The sequence below is a fragment of the Planktothricoides sp. SR001 genome (assembly GCF_001276715.1).
In the GTDB taxonomy this organism is placed as follows: Bacteria; Cyanobacteriota; Cyanobacteriia; order Cyanobacteriales; family Laspinemataceae; genus Planktothricoides; species Planktothricoides raciborskii.
Genome location: NZ_LIUQ01000052.1, coordinates 20,468 through 43,712 on the forward strand (window position 1 = coordinate 20,468; position 23,245 = coordinate 43,712).

General features: G+C 44.1%; 16 protein-coding genes. 8 read left to right on the forward strand and 8 right to left on the reverse strand.

What is annotated here, in order from left to right; genetic code table 11:
- The first annotated feature begins 279 nt into the window (after nucleotides 1–279).
- Nucleotides 280–2,286 carry an excinuclease ABC subunit UvrB gene (uvrB, locus tag AM228_RS23080; RefSeq protein WP_054469289.1) on the forward strand — a complete coding sequence of 669 codons (2,007 nt, stop codon included), beginning with the start codon at nucleotides 280–282 and terminating at the stop codon, nucleotides 2,284–2,286.
- Nucleotides 2,287–2,392: 106 nt separating this feature from the next.
- On the opposite strand, the gene AM228_RS36395 is transcribed toward uvrB, so the two are convergent.
- The 3 genes from AM228_RS36395 to AM228_RS35650 form a co-directional block, all read right to left on the reverse strand.
- Nucleotides 2,393–2,518, reverse strand: a complete 126-nt coding sequence (locus tag AM228_RS36395) for a hypothetical protein (RefSeq protein ID WP_255353255.1) — start codon at nucleotides 2,516–2,518, stop codon at nucleotides 2,393–2,395.
- The gene (locus tag AM228_RS23085) at nucleotides 2,511–2,954 is read right to left on the reverse strand and encodes a hypothetical protein (RefSeq protein ID WP_054469290.1); all 444 of its coding nucleotides are present in this window, start codon (nucleotides 2,952–2,954) and stop codon (nucleotides 2,511–2,513) included. Before AM228_RS23085 ends, AM228_RS36395 begins: the two co-directional genes overlap by 8 nt.
- A gap of 153 nt (nucleotides 2,955–3,107) precedes the next feature.
- Entirely contained in the window at nucleotides 3,108–3,284 is a 177-nt protein-coding gene (locus AM228_RS35650) for a hypothetical protein (RefSeq protein WP_190878263.1), read from the reverse strand.
- Nucleotides 3,285–3,313: 29 nt separating this feature from the next.
- Between AM228_RS35650 and chlG the strand changes: the two genes are divergently transcribed.
- The 3 genes from chlG to psb35 all read left to right on the forward strand — a co-directional run bounded on the left by chlG (nucleotide 3,314) and on the right by psb35 (nucleotide 7,375).
- Nucleotides 3,314–4,336 carry a chlorophyll synthase ChlG gene (chlG, locus tag AM228_RS23090; protein ID WP_054469291.1) on the forward strand — a complete coding sequence of 341 codons (1,023 nt, stop codon included), beginning with the start codon at nucleotides 3,314–3,316 and terminating at the stop codon, nucleotides 4,334–4,336.
- A 338-nt stretch (nucleotides 4,337–4,674) separates the two neighbouring features.
- Nucleotides 4,675–7,068 carry a transglycosylase domain-containing protein gene (locus AM228_RS23095; protein WP_231636919.1) on the forward strand — a complete coding sequence of 798 codons (2,394 nt, stop codon included), beginning with the start codon at nucleotides 4,675–4,677 and terminating at the stop codon, nucleotides 7,066–7,068.
- A 97-nt stretch (nucleotides 7,069–7,165) separates the two neighbouring features.
- Nucleotides 7,166–7,375, forward strand: a complete 210-nt coding sequence (gene psb35 / locus AM228_RS23100; RefSeq protein WP_054469292.1) for a photosystem II assembly protein Psb35 — start codon at nucleotides 7,166–7,168, stop codon at nucleotides 7,373–7,375.
- A 91-nt stretch (nucleotides 7,376–7,466) separates the two neighbouring features.
- On the opposite strand, the gene AM228_RS23105 is transcribed toward psb35, so the two are convergent.
- A complete protein-coding gene (locus AM228_RS23105) occupies nucleotides 7,467–8,873 on the reverse strand; it encodes a 16S rRNA (cytosine(967)-C(5))-methyltransferase (protein ID WP_054469293.1) in 1,407 nt (468 codons plus the stop codon).
- A gap of 1,293 nt (nucleotides 8,874–10,166) precedes the next feature.
- On the opposite strand from AM228_RS23105, the gene AM228_RS23110 reads away from it, so the two are divergent.
- Nucleotides 10,167–10,718 carry a cyclic nucleotide-binding domain-containing protein gene (locus AM228_RS23110; RefSeq protein WP_054469294.1) on the forward strand — a complete coding sequence of 184 codons (552 nt, stop codon included), beginning with the start codon at nucleotides 10,167–10,169 and terminating at the stop codon, nucleotides 10,716–10,718.
- Between the two features lie 39 nt (nucleotides 10,719–10,757).
- Here the strand turns inward: AM228_RS23110 and AM228_RS23115 are convergent, their stop codons facing one another.
- Nucleotides 10,758–12,194, reverse strand: a complete 1,437-nt coding sequence (locus tag AM228_RS23115) for a GAF domain-containing sensor histidine kinase (protein ID WP_054469295.1) — start codon at nucleotides 12,192–12,194, stop codon at nucleotides 10,758–10,760.
- A gap of 490 nt (nucleotides 12,195–12,684) precedes the next feature.
- Between AM228_RS23115 and AM228_RS23120 the strand changes: the two genes are divergently transcribed.
- The gene (locus tag AM228_RS23120; protein ID WP_054469296.1) at nucleotides 12,685–13,026 is read left to right on the forward strand and encodes a DUF3155 domain-containing protein; all 342 of its coding nucleotides are present in this window, start codon (nucleotides 12,685–12,687) and stop codon (nucleotides 13,024–13,026) included.
- 408 nt (nucleotides 13,027–13,434) lie between these two features.
- Here AM228_RS23120 and AM228_RS23130 read toward each other — a convergent pair whose 3' ends face one another.
- Nucleotides 13,435–13,971: a cofactor assembly of complex C subunit B gene (locus tag AM228_RS23130; RefSeq protein WP_054469298.1), complete on the reverse strand. Its 537-nt coding sequence runs from the start codon at nucleotides 13,969–13,971 to the stop codon at nucleotides 13,435–13,437.
- A gap of 202 nt (nucleotides 13,972–14,173) precedes the next feature.
- Between AM228_RS23130 and drmD the strand changes: the two genes are divergently transcribed.
- Nucleotides 14,174–17,431 carry a DISARM system SNF2-like helicase DrmD gene (gene drmD / locus AM228_RS23140; RefSeq protein ID WP_054469300.1) on the forward strand — a complete coding sequence of 1,086 codons (3,258 nt, stop codon included), beginning with the start codon at nucleotides 14,174–14,176 and terminating at the stop codon, nucleotides 17,429–17,431.
- Nucleotides 17,432–17,962: 531 nt separating this feature from the next.
- Here the strand turns inward: drmD and AM228_RS23145 are convergent.
- Together AM228_RS23145 and AM228_RS23150 are read right to left on the reverse strand one after the other, a co-directional pair.
- Nucleotides 17,963–18,358: a DUF5615 family PIN-like protein gene (locus AM228_RS23145; RefSeq protein WP_197285381.1), complete on the reverse strand. Its 396-nt coding sequence runs from the start codon at nucleotides 18,356–18,358 to the stop codon at nucleotides 17,963–17,965.
- Nucleotides 18,358–18,726: a DUF433 domain-containing protein gene (locus tag AM228_RS23150; RefSeq protein WP_054469302.1), complete on the reverse strand. Its 369-nt coding sequence runs from the start codon at nucleotides 18,724–18,726 to the stop codon at nucleotides 18,358–18,360. Before AM228_RS23150 ends, AM228_RS23145 begins: the two co-directional genes overlap by 1 nt.
- Before the next feature lie 409 nt (nucleotides 18,727–19,135).
- Here AM228_RS23150 and AM228_RS23155 point away from each other — a divergent pair, with 409 nt between their 5' ends.
- Entirely contained in the window at nucleotides 19,136–23,227 is a 4,092-nt protein-coding gene (locus tag AM228_RS23155; protein ID WP_054469303.1) for an Eco57I restriction-modification methylase domain-containing protein, read from the forward strand.
- The last annotated feature ends 18 nt before the right edge of the window (nucleotides 23,228–23,245 follow it).

The window sequence follows — 23,245 nt, forward strand, 5'->3', positions numbered from 1 at the left end:
ATGCCCGCTTAATTTCAAGGGAGGCGGTTTTTGCCTGGGGAAAACATAGTTTCATCGGTCTGTTATACATAGAGAATCTAGATGATGGGAATAAAAATATGCGATCGCTCTCTTAAGAAAAGTTAATATAATCCCAATCAGAGAAACCGGGTTTTTTCGGGGTGAATTTGCCCCAAAATTGCCAACAAAAAGCCGCCAACTCGGTTTTTTTTGCCTTGGCTAATATATCCCTGAAGTTAATACATATATTCAGCAATTTGTCAATAGTTCTGAGAAACAATGAAAAACTTTTGTCTCGAAGCCCCATTTCAACCGACCGGCGACCAACCAAAGGCGATCGCGCAACTGATTGCCAATTTGCAAGGAGGAAAACGCCGCCAAACGCTCCTGGGCGCCACAGGGACCGGCAAAACTTACACTATTGCCAAAACCATTGAAAAAATTGGCAAACCCACCTTAGTCCTAGCCCATAATAAAACCTTAGCCGCCCAACTTTGCAACGAATTTAGAAACTTTTTCCCTCACAATGCGGTTGAATACTTTATTTCTTACTACGACTATTATCAACCAGAAGCCTATATCCCGGTCAGCGATACTTATATTGAAAAAAGTGCGTCCATCAACGATGAAATTGATATGTTGCGCCATTCAGCCACCCGGTCATTATTTGAACGCCGGGATGTAATTGTCGTCGCTTCAATTAGCTGTATTTATGGGTTAGGAATTCCCGCCGAATATCTCAAAGCGGCGATTCCTTTATCCGTAGGGGAAGAACTGGATCAACGGCAATTGCTGCGGGAATTAGCCACCCTCCAATATATGAGAAATGACCTGGATTTAGGGCGGGGACGTTTCCGGGTTAAAGGAGATGTTTTAGAAATTGGCCCTGCTTACGAAGACCGCATTATTCGCGTTGAATTTTTTGGCGATGAAATTGATGCCATTCGCTATATAGACCCGGTGACAGGGGCAATTATCCAAAGTTTAGATAGTTTAAATATCTATCCAGCCCGTCACTTTGTCACCCCTCAAGATCGACTAGAAGCCGCTTGTCAAGATATTAAAACTGAATTAGAAAATCGATTGGCTGAATTAGAAAAAGCGGGCAAACTTTTAGAAGCGCAACGCTTAGAACAGCGCACTCGCTATGATTTAGAAATGCTGTCGGAAGTGGGATATTGTAATGGGGTAGAAAACTATTCTCGGCATTTAGCCGGTCGAAACCCAGGGGAACCCCCAGAATGTTTAATTGATTACTTTCCCTCCGACTGGTTATTAGTAGTGGATGAATCTCATGTTACCGTGCCGCAAATTCGGGGGATGTATCATGGAGATCAATCCCGCAAACAAGTGTTAATTGAGCATGGATTTCGCTTACCCAGTGCGGCGGATAATCGCCCTTTAAAAGCGGAGGAGTTTTGGCAAAAAGTTAATCAATGTATTTTTGTTTCAGCGACTCCAGGGGATTGGGAAATAGAACATTCTCAAGGGGAAATTGTCGAGCAAATTATTCGCCCCACTGGGGTGGTAGATCCAGAGTTATTTGTCAGACCGAGTAAGGGACAAGTGGATGATTTATTAGGAGAAATTAACCAGCGAATTGACCGCAAAGAACGGGTACTGGTGACAACTTTAACTAAACGTATGGCGGAAGATTTGACGGAATATTTCCAAGACCAAGGGGTGCGGGTGCGTTATCTGCATTCCGATGTGAAGTCGATTGAACGGATTGAAATTATCCAAGCATTGCGTCAGGGCGAATTTGATGTTTTGATTGGGGTGAATTTATTACGAGAAGGTTTGGATTTACCGGAAGTTTCTTTGGTGGCTATTTTAGATGCGGATAAGGAGGGATTTTTGCGGGCAGAACGTTCTTTGATTCAAACGATTGGTCGGGCAGCCCGTCATGTGCAAGGACAAGCGATTTTATATGCGGATAATCTGACAGAGAGTATGGCTAAAGCCATTAGTGAAACGGAACGTCGCCGCCAAATTCAATTGGAGTATAATCAAAAACACGGCATTACGCCCCGGTCGATTGTGAAAACTTCTAGTAATGCAATTTTATCGTTTTTGGAAATTTCTCGGCGGTTGCATACGGATGGGAAAAACCGCGAGGATTTACCGTTAATTGAACAGTTGCCTTTGGAGGAAATTCCCCAGTTAATTACTCAGTTAGAAAGTGAGATGAAACAAGCGGCTAAGGCTTTGGAATTTGAGCAAGCGGCTCAGTTGCGCGATCGCATTAAGTTATTGAGAGAAAGACTGGTGGGACATAAAATTTAGCGGAATATAGTTATTTCAATTGTGCTTGAGAGAAGGAATCAGGGGCGATCGTAGGGGCTTTTCCGTGGCGGTGGTTGCCCCGCGCAAGGGCGCAAGCATTGCGCCCCTACAGCAAATCAAAAAATATTTTAGGGGCGCAATGCTTGCGCCCTTGATTGATTATCTCAGGTACAATTGAAACAACAAATATCTCTTCATTTTGAGCGATTTGTGTAATATCTGCTTTACTCATAAAAACCTGCTTGTTGACTAATTTCCATGATTTCATCTAACAGGATTTCCCTTTGTTCATCGCGTTTAATTTTGTAATCTAGTAAATCCTGTAGAGAAATTATCGATGCTGCCTCCAGATGAATCGCCGGAATCACTTTTGATTCTATAAGCTGCAATAATTCAGCCTGAGATATTTGCAGAATATTGGCGGCCATATCTGTTGTAATTTGATAATTTGCTGGTAAAAAATGAAGAATATTACCAGATTCAATTTTTTGAATTATTTTGTGTAAAAAGCTATAAATATCTTCAGTTATTATCAATTCTTCTCCATTTTTTAGGATTAATTTTGTTGCCGGATTTTCTGAATTAAATAATTGAGACAATTTGGCAATTGCTTGTAGATTTTTTGTGGGAAACAAAAAATTTGTTTTTGATATTGTCTGGTCTAGCATCTGAAATATTCCTCTTTTAATATGGTTCGTTCGCAATACCTACCAATGTCATTGTAACCGGGCGTAAAACCTGTCATTGTAACCGGGCGTAAAACCAAGGAGTGTGGGGAACCGCAATCGGCGATCGCGGAGTTTGACGAGTACAATGTTGCTCTACTTGGGGAAACCCCCAAGACCGCACTTTTGTTTTGCGTTGGTCTGGTTCGGGGAGCAGCGATCGGGGTTTGGGAGGATGGGGTATAAATTTGCTGCTACGTCCGGTTGGCTAAAAAACGAAGCATCGGTTTCTGAATCTGAAGTCGATCGCTCATCATGCCTTAAATTAATCATTATAAGTTGTACAGTCTAATCGTCATATTATGAGCAACCAGCCTGCACCTGAGTCCAATCCTACTAACGCATCTAATCCCGCACCCCCTGACCCCACATCCAAACGCAGCGCCAAAACGCGGCAAATGTTAGGGATGAAAGGCGCTGATGTTAAAGAAACATCGATTTGGAAAATTCGGCTGCAACTGATGAAACCAATCACCTGGATCCCGCTGATTTGGGGGGTGGTTTGCGGGGCCGCCGCTTCCGGCAACTATGAATGGAAATTAGAACATATATTAATTGCCGCCGCTTGTATGTTGATGTCTGGCCCTCTGTTGGCTGGCTATACTCAAACCATTAATGATTTTTATGATCGCGACTTAGATGCGATTAACGAACCCTATCGTCCCATTCCCTCTGGGGCGATCTCCGTTCCCCAGGTTGTCACCCAGATTCTGGTGTTGCTACTTGCGGGTATTGGGGTGGCTTATGGTTTAGATGTTTGGGCAAACCATGAGTTTCCCACCATTACGGTTTTAGCCTTGGGCGGTTCTTTCTTGTCCTATATTTACTCAGCCCCACCGTTGAAATTAAAGAAAAATGGCTGGTTGGGTAACTATGCTTTGGGTGCGAGTTATATTGCCTTACCTTGGTGGGCAGGTCAAGCCCTGTTTGGCACAATTGATGCCAAGATTATGATCATCACCTTAATCTATAGTCTGGCGGGATTAGGTATTGCGATCGTCAATGATTTTAAAAGTGTGGAAGGCGATCGCCAACTGGGCTTAAAATCTTTGCCCGTGATGTTTGGGGTAGGAACTGCGGCCTGGATTTGTGTACTAATGATTGATGTATTCCAACTGGGGATTGCCGGATACTTACTCAGTATTCATCAAAACCTTTATGCGGTCATATTGATCCTATTAGTGATCCCGCAAATTACTTTCCAGGATATGTACTTCTTACGCAACCCCCTGGAAAATGACGTGAAATATCAAGCTAGTGCCCAACCCTTTTTGGTTTTGGGGATGTTGGTGACTGCATTGGCGATCGGTCATCAGGTGATCTAACTGATTTCCTGAAATTTTCTAGCAATTATCCGACTCATCAGATACAGATCCAAAGCTTTGATGCCCGCTTATATGGGAAATTCAAAAAATTTTGTATCTTATACGGATGAGAAAAGCGGTATTCTTACGGTTAGATTTTTGATCGTTTATACTTCAAGTTAGCCGAAACATCACTGTTTCGGCTAAAACATTATTAAATCTATCTCAATGATTTTTCTTTTTGCGAGCAAGCGATCCCGTCTAGCAGGATCCTAGTCTTTCTTAGTCGTGGTGGTGTTTGAGGAGTTGACGTGGCCAATTTTTTTGCTAAATTTCCCAAAATCTCTCATAAAGTCAGGATGTCTGAATCTAAGGATGATGCCTTGAGTCCCGAATTACCCTCGATCGATGACAAATTAGAGGCTGCCAATGGTGTTATGGCATCTTCTCCTGTCGAAGCAGGCGATCGCCCCATTGATGCTGCGGTTGATGCTGCTGTGGATCCCCAAACGGAATTATCCCCAGCAACATCGACCCCAGAAGCCGTTCGCCCTCCGGAAAATGTCGATTTAACCACCTGGGATAATCAATCAGATCAATCAGATCAATCAGATCAATCAGATCAAAAGCTCGACAATGACGTTGCGGCAACAATGCTTAGTTCAGAAAGTGAAAATCCTGAAAATAATCAGCCGCAAACCGAGGAACAGACCAATCCTGCCGAAGAAAAGTCAACGGCGAATCAAATACGCAAATGGGCTGTTGTCTTAAAACCATTGTTAACCACTAAAGATGGCAAACCCCGGTATCGCACTGTGTCATTTTGGGTCTATACCGTGGGTGCGATCGCGGTGACAGGGGGTGTAGGAACCGCCGGCTTTGGCTTATGGTACTTAAACAGCACATTGCCCGATGTGAGTGAAGTCTTCAGCTTTGTCCGGGATGGCACCGTCACCATCAAAGCCGCTGATGGCACCATACTCCAACAATTAGGCCCTGCCACGCGAGAAAAACTCGACATTGAAAAGATTCCTCAACTCCAGATTGATGCCTTTATCGCTTCAGAAGACCGCCGCTTTTACCAGCACAATGGCATCGATTACCAAGGAATTTTCCGAGCCATGTTTTCTAACCTAAAAGCGGGGGGTGTTGTCCAAGGAGCCAGTACCATCACCCAACAGTTAGCCAGAGTGGTCTTTCTGACTCAAGAACAGACTGTATGGCGGAAACTGCGGGAAGCCCTGCTGTCCTGGAAACTGGAAAAACATATCAGCAAACAAGATATCTTAGAAAGCTACCTCAATAATGTTTATTTAGGTTCAGGCGCTTATGGGGTAGCAGATGCCGCTTGGGTTTATTTCAGTAAGTCCGTAGATCAGTTGACCTTACCAGAAATGGCCTTGATTGCCGGTTTACCTCCAGCCCCTAGTGTCTATTCTCCTTTGGTGAATCAAGACCTGAGCAAAGAACGACGTAATTTAGTCTTGGATTCAATGGCTGAGTTAGGATTTATTACTCCTGAAAAGGCATCTCAGGCAAAAGCGGAACCCTTGGCGATTAAAGCCAGTTCTCCGAAACGGCTTTATGTGGAGGCGCCGTATTTTACCTCTTATATTCAAAAAGAATTACCCAAATATATCTCATCAGAAGCTCTGGAACTCGGAGGGCTGACGGTGGAAACCACGGTTAATCCGAAATGGCAGAAAATTGCCGAACAAACTATTCGCGAGACGGTGGAAATCGATGGCTATGCCCAAGGATTTGAGCAAGCGGCATTTGTGGCGATCGAACCTGTCACCGGAGAAATTAAGGCAATGGTGGGAGGACGCAGTTTCAAAGAAAGCGAGTTTAATCGCGTCACTCAAGCCCAACGTCAACCCGGTTCGACTTTTAAAGGGTTGGTTTATACTGCGGCGATCGCGGCTGGGTTTTATCCCACCGATGGCTATGAAGACGCCAACTTTACTGTTGATGGCTACAAACCCAAGAACTATGACGGCAAATATCGCGGTTGGATCACCATGCGGGATGCCCTGACTTCCTCTACCAATGTGGTAGCGGTAAAAGTCTTAATGGAGGTGGGTTTTGAACCTACCATTAAATTGGCTAATGCAATGGGGATTAAATCAAAACTTGAACCCATCTATTCTTTAGCCTTGGGCGGTTCCGAAGTCAACCTCTTGGAGTTAACCAGTGCTTACGGCACCTTAGCGGCAGAAGGTAAATATATCCCACCCCACGGAATTGTCCGAGTGCGCGATCGCCGAGGGGAGGTGATTTATGAGCCTAAGTTCGCTCCCAAACAAGCGGTAGATCGTGATAGTGCTGCCATTGTCACTTGGATGTTGGAATCAGTGGTTAATGCGGGTACTGGCGGCCCTGCCCAACTGCGCGATCGCCCGGTTGCCGGAAAAACTGGCACCTCTGATGAAGCCCGTGACCTCTGGTTTATTGGCTATATTCCTCAACTTGTGGCTGGGGTTTGGTTGGGCAACGATGACAGCTATCCCACTTGGGGCAGTAGCGGCACAGCGGCATTCACTTGGGGGGAATTTATGAATAAGGTACGTGAAGACATTCCTGTGGCAAACTTTCCTGAAGTGCCAAGCTGGGAAGGACGGGAACCCACCATCAAAGCCCAACCCGTACAGCCTAATTCTGTGATTTACGGCGATACCACCCCGGATAATGCCCAAAAAGTTGAGAATGTTTCGGTGACGAATGACTATGAATACCCACAGGGCTATGAGTAAGTAAAGTCGATCGCGATCGGTTAATATTTCTTTAAGATTGGAAATTGTTGATTCTTAAGTTAGGAGGTACGGCGATCAATCGCCGTGCATTAATTGCATGAATATACTGATCGAGGTTGGGGCTAATCCAGCCACAAATTTTCCCGTAGAATTTGTCGCTGTTTATGTAGTGGGATTTATTGCAGCGGTGACGATTGGTTCGATCGCCTGGTATAACTCCAAGCGTCCTCCCGGCTGGGAAAATGCGGAACGTCCTAATATTATCCCTGACTTAAACACTGAGAAAAACGACCAAAAAGATAGTTAAATATCTCTGAATTGAGATTTTCTTGACGGTAGGGGCGAATGGCTATTCGCCCTTACAAACCGTCAATTTTATTTTGGTCTATTTTGGCAGTTTATTGGGTAGTTTTTCTTAATCTCACCATAAAAAATCCATCCATTATATGACGATGAGGCCAAACTTTTATCCACCCTTCAGGAGTGATAAATTCTGCCGCAGGATTGCCTGCTTTTGGTAGTTCAATTTGCCAGTGATGGTGTTGAGATAAGAAATCGGCGATCGCCTCTTCATTTTCAGGAGAATAAAGAGTACAAGTGGAATAAACTAAAATGCCCCCTGGTTTGACCCATTGGCAAACTTGCTCTAAAAGTTCCCTTTGTAATTGACAAATTTCTTGAATATTTTCTGGGGTTTGTCTCCACCGAATATCCGCACGGCGATGTAGGGTGCCTAATCCCGAACAAGGGGCATCTAAAAGCACAAAATCAGCGGTTTCTTTAAATTGAGATAATTTGCGACTATCCCCAGTAATAGTTTGAATCGATTTGAGTTGTAATCTATGAGCATTTTCTTTGACTTTTTTCAGTCGAGAAGGGGTGCGATCGCACGCCCAAATTGTGCCTTTATCTCCCATTAACTCTGCAATATGGGTGGTTTTGCCTCCAGGGGCAGCACAAGCATCAATTACTACGCTATCTGGTTGAGGATCTAATAAATAAGTGACTAATTGAGCACTACTATCTTGGATAGTCCACCAGCCTTGTTCATATCCGGGGAGAGCAGCGATCGCTCCCACTTTTCCGGTTAATCTTAATCCTTGGGGCAAAGCAGGCAAACGACTAACCTTAACTCCTCCATCTTGTAATGCCGTTTCCACTTGATCCACGGAACTTCGCAATGGATTAACCCGCAAATCAATGGTGGGTGATTGATTAAACCATTCACAAAGTTGCTCAGTTTCTTCTAATCCTAATTGTTCTAACCAATTATTCACAATCCAGTCAGGATAACTATGGATAATTCCCAAATGTTTTCCTGGAATAGAACTATCGCCACTGGCTTTGATCAGTCCATCTTCAATCGTACCAGCTTCGGCCTGCCGAAGATACTGCCGAAGTAAACCATTAACTACCCCGGTTAATCCTGACATCCCATTTGTTTTTGCCAATTCCACCGTAGTATCCACCGCCGTAGCTGCGGAAATTTGATTTAAATATCGCAGTTGATAGAATCCTATATGCAGAATAATCCGCAAATCCGGGGGTTGTTTGTCCGCAGGCTTTTTAGCCAATAAATCAATCAACGCATCCAGCGATCGCATCCTTCTGACACAGCCATAAACCAGTTCGGTCACCAAAGCGCGATTCTCGTTCCGAGACTCTGCGCGATCGGATTTTATTTCTTCAGCCTTGGATTCGATCTGAACCTGACGCAGCCACTTATCCAAAGCCACATCCGCAAAAGCACCTCGACGATGGATATCTCGAAGTATTAGAAACGCTATCTGACGAGAATTTTGCATTTTTCATCTCATAATTAAGACTTACGATTAGGGGTCAATAGGGAAATCGCTTTCCCTACCTACCATTCAGAACGCAACGTGCCACTTTCACCGCCCTGTCGCTCCGGGCGTTACTCGCTTTACTTGGCTCCTACTAGGGTAGCTTGCACTATCCCGTTTGGCATATTCTTCTCACTTTGACCCGTTGGACGATGCCGCCTTGATGGCTCGGTTCGGGTCGTTCGATGTATTGCATTCATATGCATTGTGGGGGCAATTACCTACTCAGCTTTCGCTCACTGTACGCACAATGAATGTTTTAATTTATTCCTACCCTTGCGGGTGGCTGATAACGTATTCAGGTAAACCATGTTAAGACTAACTTTACCGCCGTATTCCGTCTGCATATACCAGGCATTATTACCCCAGTCTTTTGCTTCTAGATACATCTGACCCCCACAAAGGTTTGCCCTTACACTTATCACTACTCAAATTGCTTTGAGAGCCAAGAGGGGGATACTTCGTTCCGTGGTTTCGGGTTTAATTAGCTAATGGTTCACCCTATGCCCCTGGGTACTTTTAGGACTTCAGTATCAAAGCATTGTTTACTACTTACTTTGACTTTTGTCGGTTAATCAAATAATTACTCATTTATTCCCCATGTTCATTTTGAACGCAGCAGATCAACCAGTTTCGCTACTTATTATTAGAGAGGGTTCAGGACGGGCGTTTGCTTGCGCTAACCCACGCCTAACCCTAATTGGATCTTCGGGGATTCCCTATCGTGTTAAGAGTTACCAGCAATAAACCCGCTTCACAACTTTTGATGGTGAGTCTCAGCAGTGGGGCGGTTGCCTATTACCCCTGGAATGTAATTATAATTCTAGGAAATCCGGGTATTTTCCTCCTTATTGGACAACTTTCACCACAGTTATAAGGGTTTGTGGAGCCGTTCATCGGCTTAGACTCTTCGTTCCTCAAACCCACACCAAAAAAACGTTTCAGCCGTTTTGCTTCCACTTTGGAGGGAAACGAATCGCACATTTAAAATGACTATAAAACTAAATTAAACAATAGACAATTCTGGCAAAATACCGACGTAGATCCCCCCAACCCTCCGATCCAGCGCCACTCGGGTTTTGAGAATTTTACCAGAATTGTCTAATTAAATAATTAAATTTTCAGGGAAATTGTCTTGCTCAGATAAAACCACAATTCAGCAGCTAGTGGCTAGGGTGAGATGCGGCAGTGTATGATATAAATAGGTTTGAAATAGCGATCGTCAACCCATTCAACTTGTGAGAGCAAGTGATTATGAAAAAAGTTTTATTTATCCTGAGTGAATTGAGTACGCGGGATATTGACTGGCTATTGACTCATGGGCAAGTCCAAGAAGTCACCAAAGGCACTGTATTGATTCACGAAGGACTGCCCCTTGATGCTTTGTACATTGTCCTAGATGGCATTTTGACGGTTTCCGTGGCCGGGTTAGGCAACCGGGAAGTGGCTAAAATTGTCTGTGGGGAAGTTTTGGGAGAAATGTCTTTTGTGGATGGTAGCCCCCCGTCCGCTACGGTGAAAGCCATTGAAAATTCTTTAGTTTTAGCAATTAATCAAAAAAAATTGAGCCAAAAACTAGAGGAAGATGTGCTGTTTGCTTTGCGCTTTTACCAAGCAATTACTAAGTTTCTCTCCTACCGATTACGCGGCACTTTCCAGAGTTTTAGCATGAAGGAATCTTCCGAACCCCAAAATAACGCTTTGGATGATGCAGAGGATGTGATGGGAGGAGCTAACTGGGAAATGGCCAAGGCTAAATTTGAGCGATTGATTCAAGGGATTAAACAAGGTTCAACATTGGTCTAGATTAGTCTAATCTCTAATTCTGCTAAAGATGATATTTTTTCAGGGTGTTTTTTTCGTTTCTGGGGTTTCGGTGGTTAGCCAAATCACAAAAGTGGTGCCCGGATCTGGGGTGGGTAAACGGTTGGCTGGTAGCCACTGGGTCGCGGCAGGGCTAAATACTTCAATATCTGCCTGCATTTCGTTAAGAAGGTCTTGAACGATCGCCAATCCTAATCCTGTCCCGGGGATGTTGCCGTTGGCTTGGACTCCGCGATAATGTCTTTCAAATAAATGGTCTAAATCCTGTTCAGGAATTCCCGGCCCCGTATCGCTAATCGCGATCGCCATGAGCGAGGATGACCCCTGAGACTGAGTTTTGCTGGAGTCAGTTTGTCGATCTGGAAGATTCACTTGAATATAGATATGGCCACCGGGGGCGGTATATTTCACCGCATTATCGATTAAATTACTTAACACTTCCCGCAAAGCTTGCGGATTTGCCCGAACCGATGGCAAGTTTTCCGGTAAGTCGAGGTGACAAGAGATGTTTTTGTCGGCGGCGATCGCCTCTGCGGAAACTAGCAACGGTTTAAGCACTGCCGCTACAGAACAGGAGGCGATCGGACTCGGAGGTAATAACCGCAACATCCCGGAACTACTCCCTGGGGAAGTTTTGGCATTTTTCTGAATTTTTTCAGGCTCACCAACCAGTTCTAACGGATGAATCGGTTCTGGATGATTTAGGTCAATCATCCGATCCATAAGAGTCAGGAATTCTTGCACCCGATCGCTTTCTCGGAGGATATTCGCGGCGATTTGGCGATTGGGATCTTCGGCGGTAAAACGCTTGAGTAACAATTTACCAAAGGTGCGTAAAGCGGTCAGGGGGCTGCGGAGTTGATGCAGTAAATTATCTAGGAGATCCTGTTGTTGAGATTGAATCATTTGTTTTTGCCGTAGCTGATTTTCTAACCAGCCCCCCCGTTGATCCAAAATCCGGGCGATCGCCAATGTATCGGCAATTCGGGAAATCTGACTCACTTCGCGGGGTTGCCAAGGGCGATCGCGTCGAGTTGTCACCAACAAACCAATTACAATCCCATCGTGAATTAAAGGCAAAACTAACTGCCGAGTTGGAGTGGCGTTTTCGGCTTGATTCTGCCCATAAGAGGTGTCATCCGCATCCGCTAAAAACTCTTCCATCGACTCTTCTGCTGGCAGCGATCGCGACAATTCCGGGGATTTGCCGGCGCTAAGTAACCCGCGAATCGGTTGTTTAGTCAAAGGTTGAACCGGCAACAAACCCATCTCTTGATCTTGTTGCCAAACCACATCACTGTCAGGATAGGCCACAACGGGAATCAGTTTGGCCTGTTCTCCTTCCGCCAGTTCCTCGGTTAAATACACCACACTCAATGCCGCTCCCAAAACTTGACTTAATAAAGTCATTTGCGATCGGCAGAGTGTCACAAATTCAGAACTGGCAGGCATGAACATGAGCACAAAACTTTACTCTTCCCAATCTCTAGTATCTTATCAGACTATCTGTAATTCATCTAATTATTTTTGTTATTTGTTATTTGTTATTTGTTATTTGTTATTTGTTATTTGTTGATTTTTGGTTGTTGGTTGTTTGTTAGGCCGCCTGCCGAATAATGAACAAATGACTAATAAACAATAAATAACAAATAACAAATAACAACAAATAACACAACCAGAGCAGATATCCTTTGACCTAATGACTTAAGTGTTTTTACTGATTAAAAATTTGTAACAAAATCTTTAAATTTATGTATTTTTGTAAAAAAAATCACCATTTATTGGCTATATTTTATAAATTTAGTCCATTATCGAACCGTAGCATAGCGTTTACAGGTTTTGTATTTCCAAATTAAAAACTGTTGACTTTTCTAGCTAAAAACGATATAATCTCCTAGGTTTTTGTAACTATCACTACAACCGTTGGCTGAAATAGGAGGTAACGAGATTGGCTAGGAGACGTAAGCGGAAAAGCCGTCGTCGCCAAGAGGGGCGTAGAATTCTCGAACAGGTGCCTCAATATAGTATCGAAAGTGGAGAAGATAAGCCCGTAACGGCTGCCCGCAAATACATTAAAGCAGAAGGGATTACGCCCCCCGCTTTATTGCTAGTAAAAAGAAATGAACACACCACTGATCGATACTTCTGGGCAGAAAAAGGTTTGTTTGGGGCACAATATGTGGAAGAAAATCACTTTTTATTCCCTAGCCTTAAATCCATCGAAGTACATACAGATAATTCTCTCACATCTGTTAACACCCGCTCAGAACTAAAAGCAAAAGCTGTATGAAAAATCCCGGCAGAGACCGCGCTCTGCTGGTACTGATGAAAATTTAGGTTAGAGCTTTTTATACTGTACTAGCCCCAATCAACCCCAAAGGTTTGACTGGGGCTATTTATTGATTGAATAATCTAGTATTTTTGCTCAATGGGGCAATTAGAGATGTTCGGCCAAGCGATGGATCATTGCTCAGATAAAAAGCGGTACGGTTTTCTGATGAGCAAATACTCAGAATATCGGGGCAAATTGTCTTGATTGTCTTGAGTTAAACATTCTGAAAAGAGTCGCGATCGCATATTTTTTGGGTTTTTTGGGTTTTTGTTTTGGGTTTTTTTGGATTTTTTTTGTGGTTTTGTGGCTGTTTTTTCTGGTTTTGTTGTGGTTTTTTTGTGGTTTGTTCCGCCAAAGAACTTCAAACTAATCAGATAACGGCAACTGAAGTGTTTCCCGCAAAACAATTAGTTCATCCCGGTGAGCCGTTACTCTCACCTGACACCCTGACTGCGTATTTTCTAGCGACTCTGGGGTCTTCACCGTGAGTAACACCTGCTCCAGCCGACCGGCTTTTTGCCAATAGAAAACTCCCGCTAAGGGTGATAGTAACAATAAGCTCAAAAACAGATTGCCTACATTCGGGAATAACATGGATAACACCAACGCCAAGCAGAGAGTTCCCGCACCGGCCAGAAACGATAAAAATATGGCCAAAAACCAGCTAGGACTGACAAGCCCTTCAAACTTTACCTGGTGTTCCTGGGGGTTGACCGCCGCGACCCGGTAGGAGCGATCGGTAAAATGTTTTTCTAGTTGTCGAAGTACAGAGTCTTCCGGCTGCTGGCTGCTAAACTCAAGTTCCTCCGTGCGATCTTTCACCGAAGCCCGAATAAAGAAGACTAGCCCGATCATCATCAATAAGGTCAATAAGAATGTCGATGAGATAATAGGCGGATTCATAGCTGTTCACTGTTTAAGGTTTTGGGATTAACTTTACATAAGTTTACAAAGTAACCGGCTTTGATGCTAGGGGTCAGCCAGAAATTATCTGAAGCGGAGGGGCGGAGGGGCGGAGGGGCGGAGGGGCGGCGGGGCGGAGGGGCGGCGGGGCGGCGGGGCAAACAACAAACAACAAACAACAAACAACAGCCAACCAACAACAATGAATCAGTTATCTTTAGGGCAAATTGTTAAAGTCCGATCGCGCCATTATTTAGTTCAGGAAATTATCCCACCGACGGAAGCAGGAAAGGATGAAAGTGTCAGTTTAGCTTGTGTGGATGATGATGCGATCGGGGAAGAATTGACCGTATTTTGGCATCGAGAACTTGATGCCAAAATTTTGCCTGAGTCCTCTTGGGATTTAGTGGCAAAAAGAGGGTTTGATCGCGGAAATGATTTTTCCGCTTATTTACATACTTTGCGTTGGAATTGTGTCACTTCCACGAAAAAAGAATTATTTCAATCTCCCTATCGGGCGGGCATTCAAATTAAAACCTATCAGTTAGAACCCCTGCGCAAAGCATTATCAATGCCACGGGTTTCTTTGTTTATTGCCGATGATGTGGGATTGGGAAAAACCATTGAAGCGGGCTTAATTTTGCGGGAAATGATTTTGCGGCAAAAAGTGAAACGAGTAGTGATTTCTTGTCCTCCGTCGGTGGTGCAACAATGGCAAGAAGAAATGGAACATCGCTTTGGGTTGCTGTTTCAAATCTTCGATCGCGAATTTATGGCTGGTAAAAGAAGAGAACGGGGTTATGGAATTAATCCTTGGAAAACTCACAACCGATTTATTATTTCTCATGCTTTATTACGGGATGAAATTTATGCTTCTCTTTTACGGGATTGGTTAGATAAAGATAATCTTTCTGCCGGTTCTTTGCTAATATTAGATGAAGCCCATCATGCGGCCCCATCTAGCAGTTCTCGTTATGCCGTGGATTCCCATTTAACCAAAGTTGTCCGGGAAATTGCCCCGAAATTTGAGCATAAATTATTCTTAAGTGCGACCCCGCATAATGGCCATTCTAATAGTTTCTCTACCTTATTAGAAATTCTCGATCCGCAGCGGTTTTGTCGCGGTATTTCCGTCGATAAGAGACTATTAGAAGCGGTGATGGTACGGCGGTTAAAACAAGATTTACGGGCGATCGATCCAGCGGATTTTCCCGAACGTCTGGTGATTCCCATTATCATTGATGGGTTGCCCAAGGATGCCCCAGAGTTAAAATTAGCGGAATTATTGCAAGCTTATCGCAGTAGTCGAGAAGAACGGTTAAAAACTGCTAAGAAGTCAACCCAAACTACGGCTATTTTGGTGTTAACTTCTTTGCAAAAACGGCTGTTGTCTTCTATTGAGGCTTTTGCCCGGACTTTGCAGGTGCATCGGCAGTCCATTGAACGGGCAATAGAGAAGTCAAAATCGACTAATTTATCGAGTTTTTCCGCTTTTTCCGCTGATTCTGGGCGTTATGCTTTATTGCAGGAAAGTATTAGCAGTGATGACGATCGCGCTGATTTAGCAGAAGCGGAAGTGGAGGCAGAAGAAGAAGCGCAAATGACCGCTGCTTCTCAGGCAATTGCTCAAGATTTGGGGCAAGTTTCTCCCCAGGAGTTACAGTTATTAGCAACTATGGCGGATATTGCGGACACTGCCCGCTATCAACCCGATAGTCGGATGGTAAAATTAATTGAGTGGATTCGGGAAAACCTTTGTCCCAATTTAGGGCAACCTGGGGCGCAATGGCACGATCGCCGTGTATTAATTTTTACCGAATATGCGGATACTAAACGCTATTTGGAACGGCAGCTAAAACAGGCGATCGCGAATTCTGACCAAGCAGAAAACCGAATTGCCACGTTTCATGGGGGTATCGGGGACGATCGCCGCGAGGAGATTAAAAAAGCATTTAATGAGAATCCAGCCCAGCATCCGTTACGGATTTTAATTGCTACCGATGCTGCGAGAGAAGGGGTGAATTTACAAAACTATTGCGCCGATTTATTTCACTTTGATTTACCCTGGAATCCTAGCCGCATGGAACAGCGCAATGGTCGCATCGATCGCAAGTTGCAACGAGAGACAATTGTCCGCTGTCACTATTTTATTTTGCAGCAACGTTCCGAGGATCGGGTTTTGGATGTGTTGGTGAAAAAAACCCAGACTATTTTGCAAGAGTTGGGCAGTTTATCCCCCGTAGTGGAGAAAAATTTAACCCAAATTTTAGATGCGGGCATTTCCGCAAAAGAAGAGGGGAAACTTACGGAGGCGATCGCCCAATCCAGCGAAACCGGATTTGATGAAAAAACTCGCGTCATTCAAGGAGAACTGGAACCGATTCGGGAACAACAGCAAAAACTCTATCAGCAGCAGGAAGAATTAGAGGAAATTTTGCAAAAGTCCCGGCAATGGTTAGGACTTGATGACATTCATTTTCGCCATGCCCTTTCTGTGTCTTTGCAGTTAATGGGGGCTGAAGGTTTACAGCTTGAAAGTTCCGCCGCGAATTCTGCCGATCGCTATGTCGATCGCTATATTTTGCCGAACTTAGACCAACAAACTGGGGATGCAACTTGGGCAAATACTCTTGATAGTTTGCGATCGCCGCGAACCAAGGGCAAAACTCTCTGGGACTGGCGCCGAGAAACTCCGATTCGTCCCGTGGTATTTCGTGACCCTGGAACTTTAGACGGGGAAGTTGTCCATCTACATTTAGAACATCGTTTAGTTCAGCGGTTATTAGGGCGATTTTTATCTCAAGGTTTTGCCCAAGACCAGTTAACTCGCGCTTGCGTTTGCTTCACTAATGATGCTATTCCTAAAGTGGTTATTTTGGGGCGGTTATCTTTATATGGCGATCGCGCAGCCCGACTCCATGACGAAATTTTGGCCGTTGCTGCCCAATGGAATAACCCAGAAAGTCGGGGGCGGGGCAAATTACGGCCTTTGTCGGAAACAGAAAAAGCCAATGTCATGGACGAGTTAGAAACTTGTTTGGGCGATCGCCTCTTACGCAATGTCCCCGACCAGCTATTAGACCGATTTAAGGCTTATGTTTCTCAAGATGTTGCCGAATTAAAAGGGCATTTGGCAAAACGGGCAGAAATTATCAGCGATCGGGCCATTCGAGAACTCACCAAACGGGGAGAACAAGAAGCCAAAGAAATGCAGCAACTTTTAACCCAACAACGCGATCGCATCCTCGATCAACAAAAAATCGAAGCCTATCAACTTTCTCTATTTAATACCGATGAAAAGCGACAAATAGAAGCCGATCGCCGTTACTGGGAAATTCGGTTAGACCAACTAACCGAAGAAATTAATACGGAACCGGAACGGATCGAACAAAGCTACCAAGTAAAAGCCATCCGCATAGAACCCGTTGGGGTCGTCTATTTATGGCCGACTTCCAGTTAATTTAAAATCAAGAAACCGGGTTTCTATTCGGGATATGTAGGGGCAAAGCATTCCGGCGGGTAATTTAATATATAAACGACAATTTATTTACCGGAATGCTTTGCCCCTACAGCCCTGGTTGTGGGATCAGGGCGAAGCATTCCGGTATTTAGGTTAACGGTTTAAGCAATAATTTATCTGCCGGAATGCTTCGCCCCTACAGCCCTGGTTGTGGTGTTAGGGCGAAGCATTCCGGTATTCAGGTTAATGTTTTCAGCAATAATTTATCTGCCGGAATGCTTTGCCCCTACAGCCCTGGTTGTGGGATCAGGGCGAAGCATTCCGGTATTTAGGTTAACGGTTTAAGCGATAATTTATCTGCCGGAATGCTTCGCCCCTACAAAATATCTTTGTGTTTCTTTGTGTCTTTGTGGTAAAAAATTAATATGGTGCGTTACGGTGCGGATTTTGATATAATGGTTAATAAATTACATTGTCGCCGCACCTAACACACCCTACGTTTGTGGGAAAAAATTAACTAAACACCCGCAGTTAACCCAAGAAACCGGGTTTCTGAGGACGAATAATTTTAATTAACTGGCAACGCAAAGTTTCTTGACCAATAATTGCGTCATTAATACTTGCCGCTTGTCGTTCAATATTTAAGTCTTCTTTACAAAGAATAATCCCAAAATGCTCAGATTGCACTCGGTGTAGTCGTCGAAAATCATCCCAATTTCGAGTTAAAATTGCCCGTTCATTTTTAATGGCAAATTCTAAAACCTCTTCATCAGGAATTCCTAAGCCAGAATTTCCAGCCTCTTCCGTGGTCAGGACATCGTGACCCGCTTCTCGCAATAATTTAACAATGGGTAAAGGGAAATTTTCGTCAGCATAAAGACGAGAGAAACCGGGTTTCTGCGTAAACTTGGGGACAAAATCACAGATTAATTAAGAAACCCGGTTTCTGAAACATTTTCCTCATTTTCGTCGTTATCCTCATTTCTCTTAATCGCGGCATCAATTTCTTCCGGGTGATTGTCCGCATACGCCCAAACATTGACTAAATCTTCGGCGTTTAATTGGGGAAAATCTTGTAATATTTGTAGGTCGGAAGCCCCTAAACGACGATAATTCACCAACGACCAAACAGGGATACGAGTATTAGCAATTCGCGCATCACCTCCACAAACTCCAGAGGTTTTCTCAATCCCTTGCCAAACATTGCTTAAGCTACGGACTAAAAATTGAATGATTTGGGCTTTTTCATGGGAATTTAAAGCTAACAATTCCCGTTCTAAATCTTTTAGAGTCATTGTCACTATTTATTGGGAAATTTTAACTAATTTTTATTATAACCCAAGAAACCGGGTTTCTGCGTAAATTTAGGATAAAATCAAAAATTAATTAAGAAACCCGGTTTCTGAGTCCCCGCGTTAAACCAAGAAACCGGGTTTCTATTCGGGATATTAGAGTTATCTGTGGGATACAAAAAGAAACCCGGTTTCTGAGTCCCCACAGTTAAACCAAGAAACCGGGTTTCTATTCGGGATATTAGAGTTATCTGTGGGATACAAAAAGAAACCCGGTTTCTGAGTCCCCACAGTTAAACCAAGAAACCGGGTTTCTGCGTAAATTTAGGATAAAATAAAAAATTAATTAAGAAACCCGGTTTCTGAACCCACCAACAACCAACAACCAACCACCAACCACCAACCAACAACCATGAACATCGATCGCACCTTATTTGAACATAAAGAATGGCTAGGACTGCTGCAACCCATTGGCTTAGTAGTGGCCCCACCGGCATTAATTAAAGCCCAAGCTAATATAGATCGGGGCAAACTGATCGAATTGCAGCAGAAATTTAAAGAATACTTGGCCCCGGAACCGTTGCCCAACGGTGAACCGTGGATATCAGATTTATTAGAAATGGGCAAACAAGTATTAGAGTGGCCCGAAAAAGTCATTGTTCGCGAATTGCCCGCAGAATTAAGCGTATTTTTACGGGACTATGGAGAAATTTTACAAGCGGATTATGCATTAAAAAATCGGGAGGGCAACGAGTGGCTATTTTTAATTAAAATAGTCTCACCGGGAACGGATTTAGATCGGGCAGAAACGGAGAAACCGGGACAAGGCTGGAAGGCTTCCCCCCAAGCAAAATTTGAACGACTTCTCCGAGAAACCCAAAATCCCATCGGACTCTTATGTAATGGGACAGAAATTAGATTAATTTATGCCCCCAGAGGTGAATCTTCCGGTTATCTCACTTTTCCCGTAAAAGCTATGACCGAAGTCGCGGGGCGGTTAATCTTAGGGGCATTAGAAATGTTGCTAGGAAAATCCCGTTTATATACGGTGCCCGCAAAAGATCGACTGCCTCAAATTTTGGCCAACAGTCGGCAATATCAAGCGGAAGTTTCCACCCAATTATCGGCCCAAGTATTAGATGCTTTGTGGGAATTGTTGCGGGGAATGCAAACCGCAGACGCGGCAGTTCAGGGGCAATTATTAAAGGAATTGCGGCAAAATCCAGAGGGAAAAACCCACATTTATGGCGGCTTAATTACTATATTAATGCGGTTGGTTTTTTTACTCTATGCGGAAGATGAAGGATTAATGCCCGACGAACCCGTTTATCAGCGTTATTATGCGGTGTCGGGGCTTTATGAAAAGTTGCGAAATGATGCGGGGCAATACCCGGATACGATGGATTTGCGATATGGGGCTTATGCGGGATTATTGAGTTTATTTCGCTTAGTTTATGATGGGGGCGGGCCCTATGAAGACTATTTACCAGCCCGACATGGGCAGTTATTCGATCCTGATGTTTATGGGTTTTTGGAAGGCAGACCGGAAGGGAGTAAATTTAAGGATATACAAGAACCTTTAAATATTCCCCAAATTCCTGATGGGGTGATTTATCGCATATTAGATAAGCTGGTGATGTTAAATGGAGATCGCTTATCTTATCGGTCTTTAGATGTAGAAGATATTGGTTCGGTGTATGAGGGAATTATGGGGTTTGAAGTGCAAACCGCCCCTGATTTGTCCATTGCCCTATCCCCCCAAGATATTGTGATTAATGTGGCAGAATTGTTGGCGGCAAAACCGGGCGATCGCGCAAAATTATTGAAAGATTGGGCTGAATGTAGCCTACCGACCAAAGGGGCAACGGAGTTAAAACAGGCGAAAACCATTGAGGATATTTTAGCAGCATTGGGGCGGCGAATTTCTGACCGAACTCATAATTTATTGCCCAAAGGTTCTTTATATTTACAACCGGGAGAAGAACGGCGGAAATCTGGTTCTCATTATACCCCTCGCGCCTTAACAGGGCCAATAGTTGCTAATACTTTAAAGCCGATATTAGCACAATTTGGGTCTAATCCAACTGCGGAACAGATATTAAGTTTAAAAATATGCGATCCAGCGATGGGGTCTGGGGCATTTTTAGTAGAAGTTTGCCGTCAATTGGCGGAGTTGTTGGTAGTTGCAGACGCCACAGAAACCGGGTTTCTTAAAGAAACCCGGTTTCTCTCCACGACGCAAATACCCATTATTCAAGCGAGGCGGAAAATTGCCCAACGGTGTTTATATGGGGTGGATAAAAACCCGTTTGCGGTGAATTTGGCTAAGTTATCTTTATGGTTAGTGACGTTAGCTAAAGATGCGCCATTTACTTTTGTGGATCATGCCCTGAAATGTGGGGATTCTTTGGTAGGATTGACTACTAAAGAAATCGGCGCATTTGTCGATCCTACGGCGGATTTACCGTTAAGTAAACTATTAAATAATCAGGTGAGAGAATCCGAGGATTTTCGGTTACAAATTCAGGCAACGGATACCCAGACTGATGCGGACGCGGAGGCGAATGCCGAACGGTGGAATCAGTCAGAATCGGCGTTAGAAAATGCCCGGTTTGCGGCTTGGGCAAAAGTGGCGGCTTTTTTTGATGGGGCAAGTAAGAATAAGTCGGAAAAAGCAGAAATTGAGGAAAAATATCGGCTATTAGTTGAGAACAGTTTAAGCGGTGATGGAGACGCCAGAAACCGGGTTTTTTCAAAAAACCCGGTTTCTACCTCCAACGAGGTTTCTATTCCCACCCCGTTTAATTGGGAGGTGGAATTTCCCGAAGTATTTAATCGCCCCAATCCTGGGTTTGATTGTATTGTGGGTAATCCGCCGTTTGCGGGAAAAAATACGATTATTAATGGCAACCCAGAGGGATATGTGGATTGGTTAAAAGAAGTTCATCCCGAATCCCACGGAAATGCGGATTTAGTGGCGCATTTTTTCCGCCGTTCTTTTAATTTAATTAGAGATTATGGCACCTTGGGATTAATTGCGACAAATACTATTTCTCAAGGGGATACCCGCAGCAGTGGGTTGCGGTTTATTTGTAATCATGGCGGGATGATTTATCATGCAACTCAGCGTTATCGCTGGCCGGGAATGGCGGCAGTTGTGGTTAGTTTAGTGCATATTTTTAAGGGAGGGAAAAATATCGGGGTGGGCACGGGGGCACCACCCCTACAATTACCCCAACCAATTCTTGATGGTCGTCCGGTGAATAAAATTACCGCATTTTTATTTAATGACGGGGGTAATGATGACCCGAAACCTTTGTTAGCTAATGCAGAAAAAAGTTTTCAAGGCAGTATTGTTTTAGGGATGGGTTTCACTTTTGATGATAGCAATGCGGACGCGACCCCGATCGCGGAAATGCACCGTTTAATTGCCGCAAATCCCCAGAATCAAGAGGTGATTTTTCCCTATATTGGCGGGTCTGAGGTGAATTCTAGTCCGACTCATGCCCATCATCGCTATGTGATTAATTTTGGGGAAATGTCTGAACAGGAAGCAAGAGAAGGTTATCCTGATTTGATGCAAATTGTTGAGGCAAAGGTTAAGCCAGAACGAGCTAAATTAACTAGAAATGCAATTGGTCGAAAAAGGGCTGATTTTTGGTGGCAATATGGTTCTGCTGCTAAAGAATTATATAAAGCGATCGCACCTCTTTCCCGCGTCTTAGTTATTGCTTGTGCAGCAACTAAATATTTAGGGTTTGCTTTTTTACCATCAAATATGGTTTTCAGCCATAAACTTGTAGTTTTTCCATTGGATAAATTTTCACAATTTACTGTAATGCAATCTCGAATCCATGAAATTTGGTCTATATTTTTTAGCGCAACTTTAGAAGATAGATTAACTTACAATCCCACAGACTGTTTTGAAACATTTCCCTTTCCTGAAAACTGGGAAACCGACGCGAACCTAGAACAAATTGGCCAAACCTACTACGAAACTCGCGCCCAATTAATGATCGAAAATAACCAGGGACTTACGGACACTTATAACCGCTTTCACGACCCCAACGAAACCGACCCAGAAATCCTGCAACTGCGAGAACTCCATGAACAAATGGATCTAGCGGTCCTCTCTGCCTACGGTTGGTCAGACCCGACCCCGGAATGCGGCTTTGCCCTGGACTACCTGGACACAGACCCAGACCACAGCTATCCCCCGGACATACAAGACCGCATAGATAGCCATGACCTGTTTTTCCCCACCGCCGACGCAGCCCTAGAATTTGCCAACGCGGTCCAAACCGGCAAACGCAAATTGCCCTGGCGTCGTCGTTGGGACGAACCCACCCATAACGATATCTTGGCCCGACTTTTGCAACTGAACCAGGAACGCTATGACGCGGAAATTCGCCTGGGCAAACATAGCCAAGGGAAAAAGAAGCAAACTAAGCCGCCAAGTAAACCGAAAAAGGAGGTAAATAGCGATCAACTTAATCTTTTATAAAATCCGTCGGGGATTAAA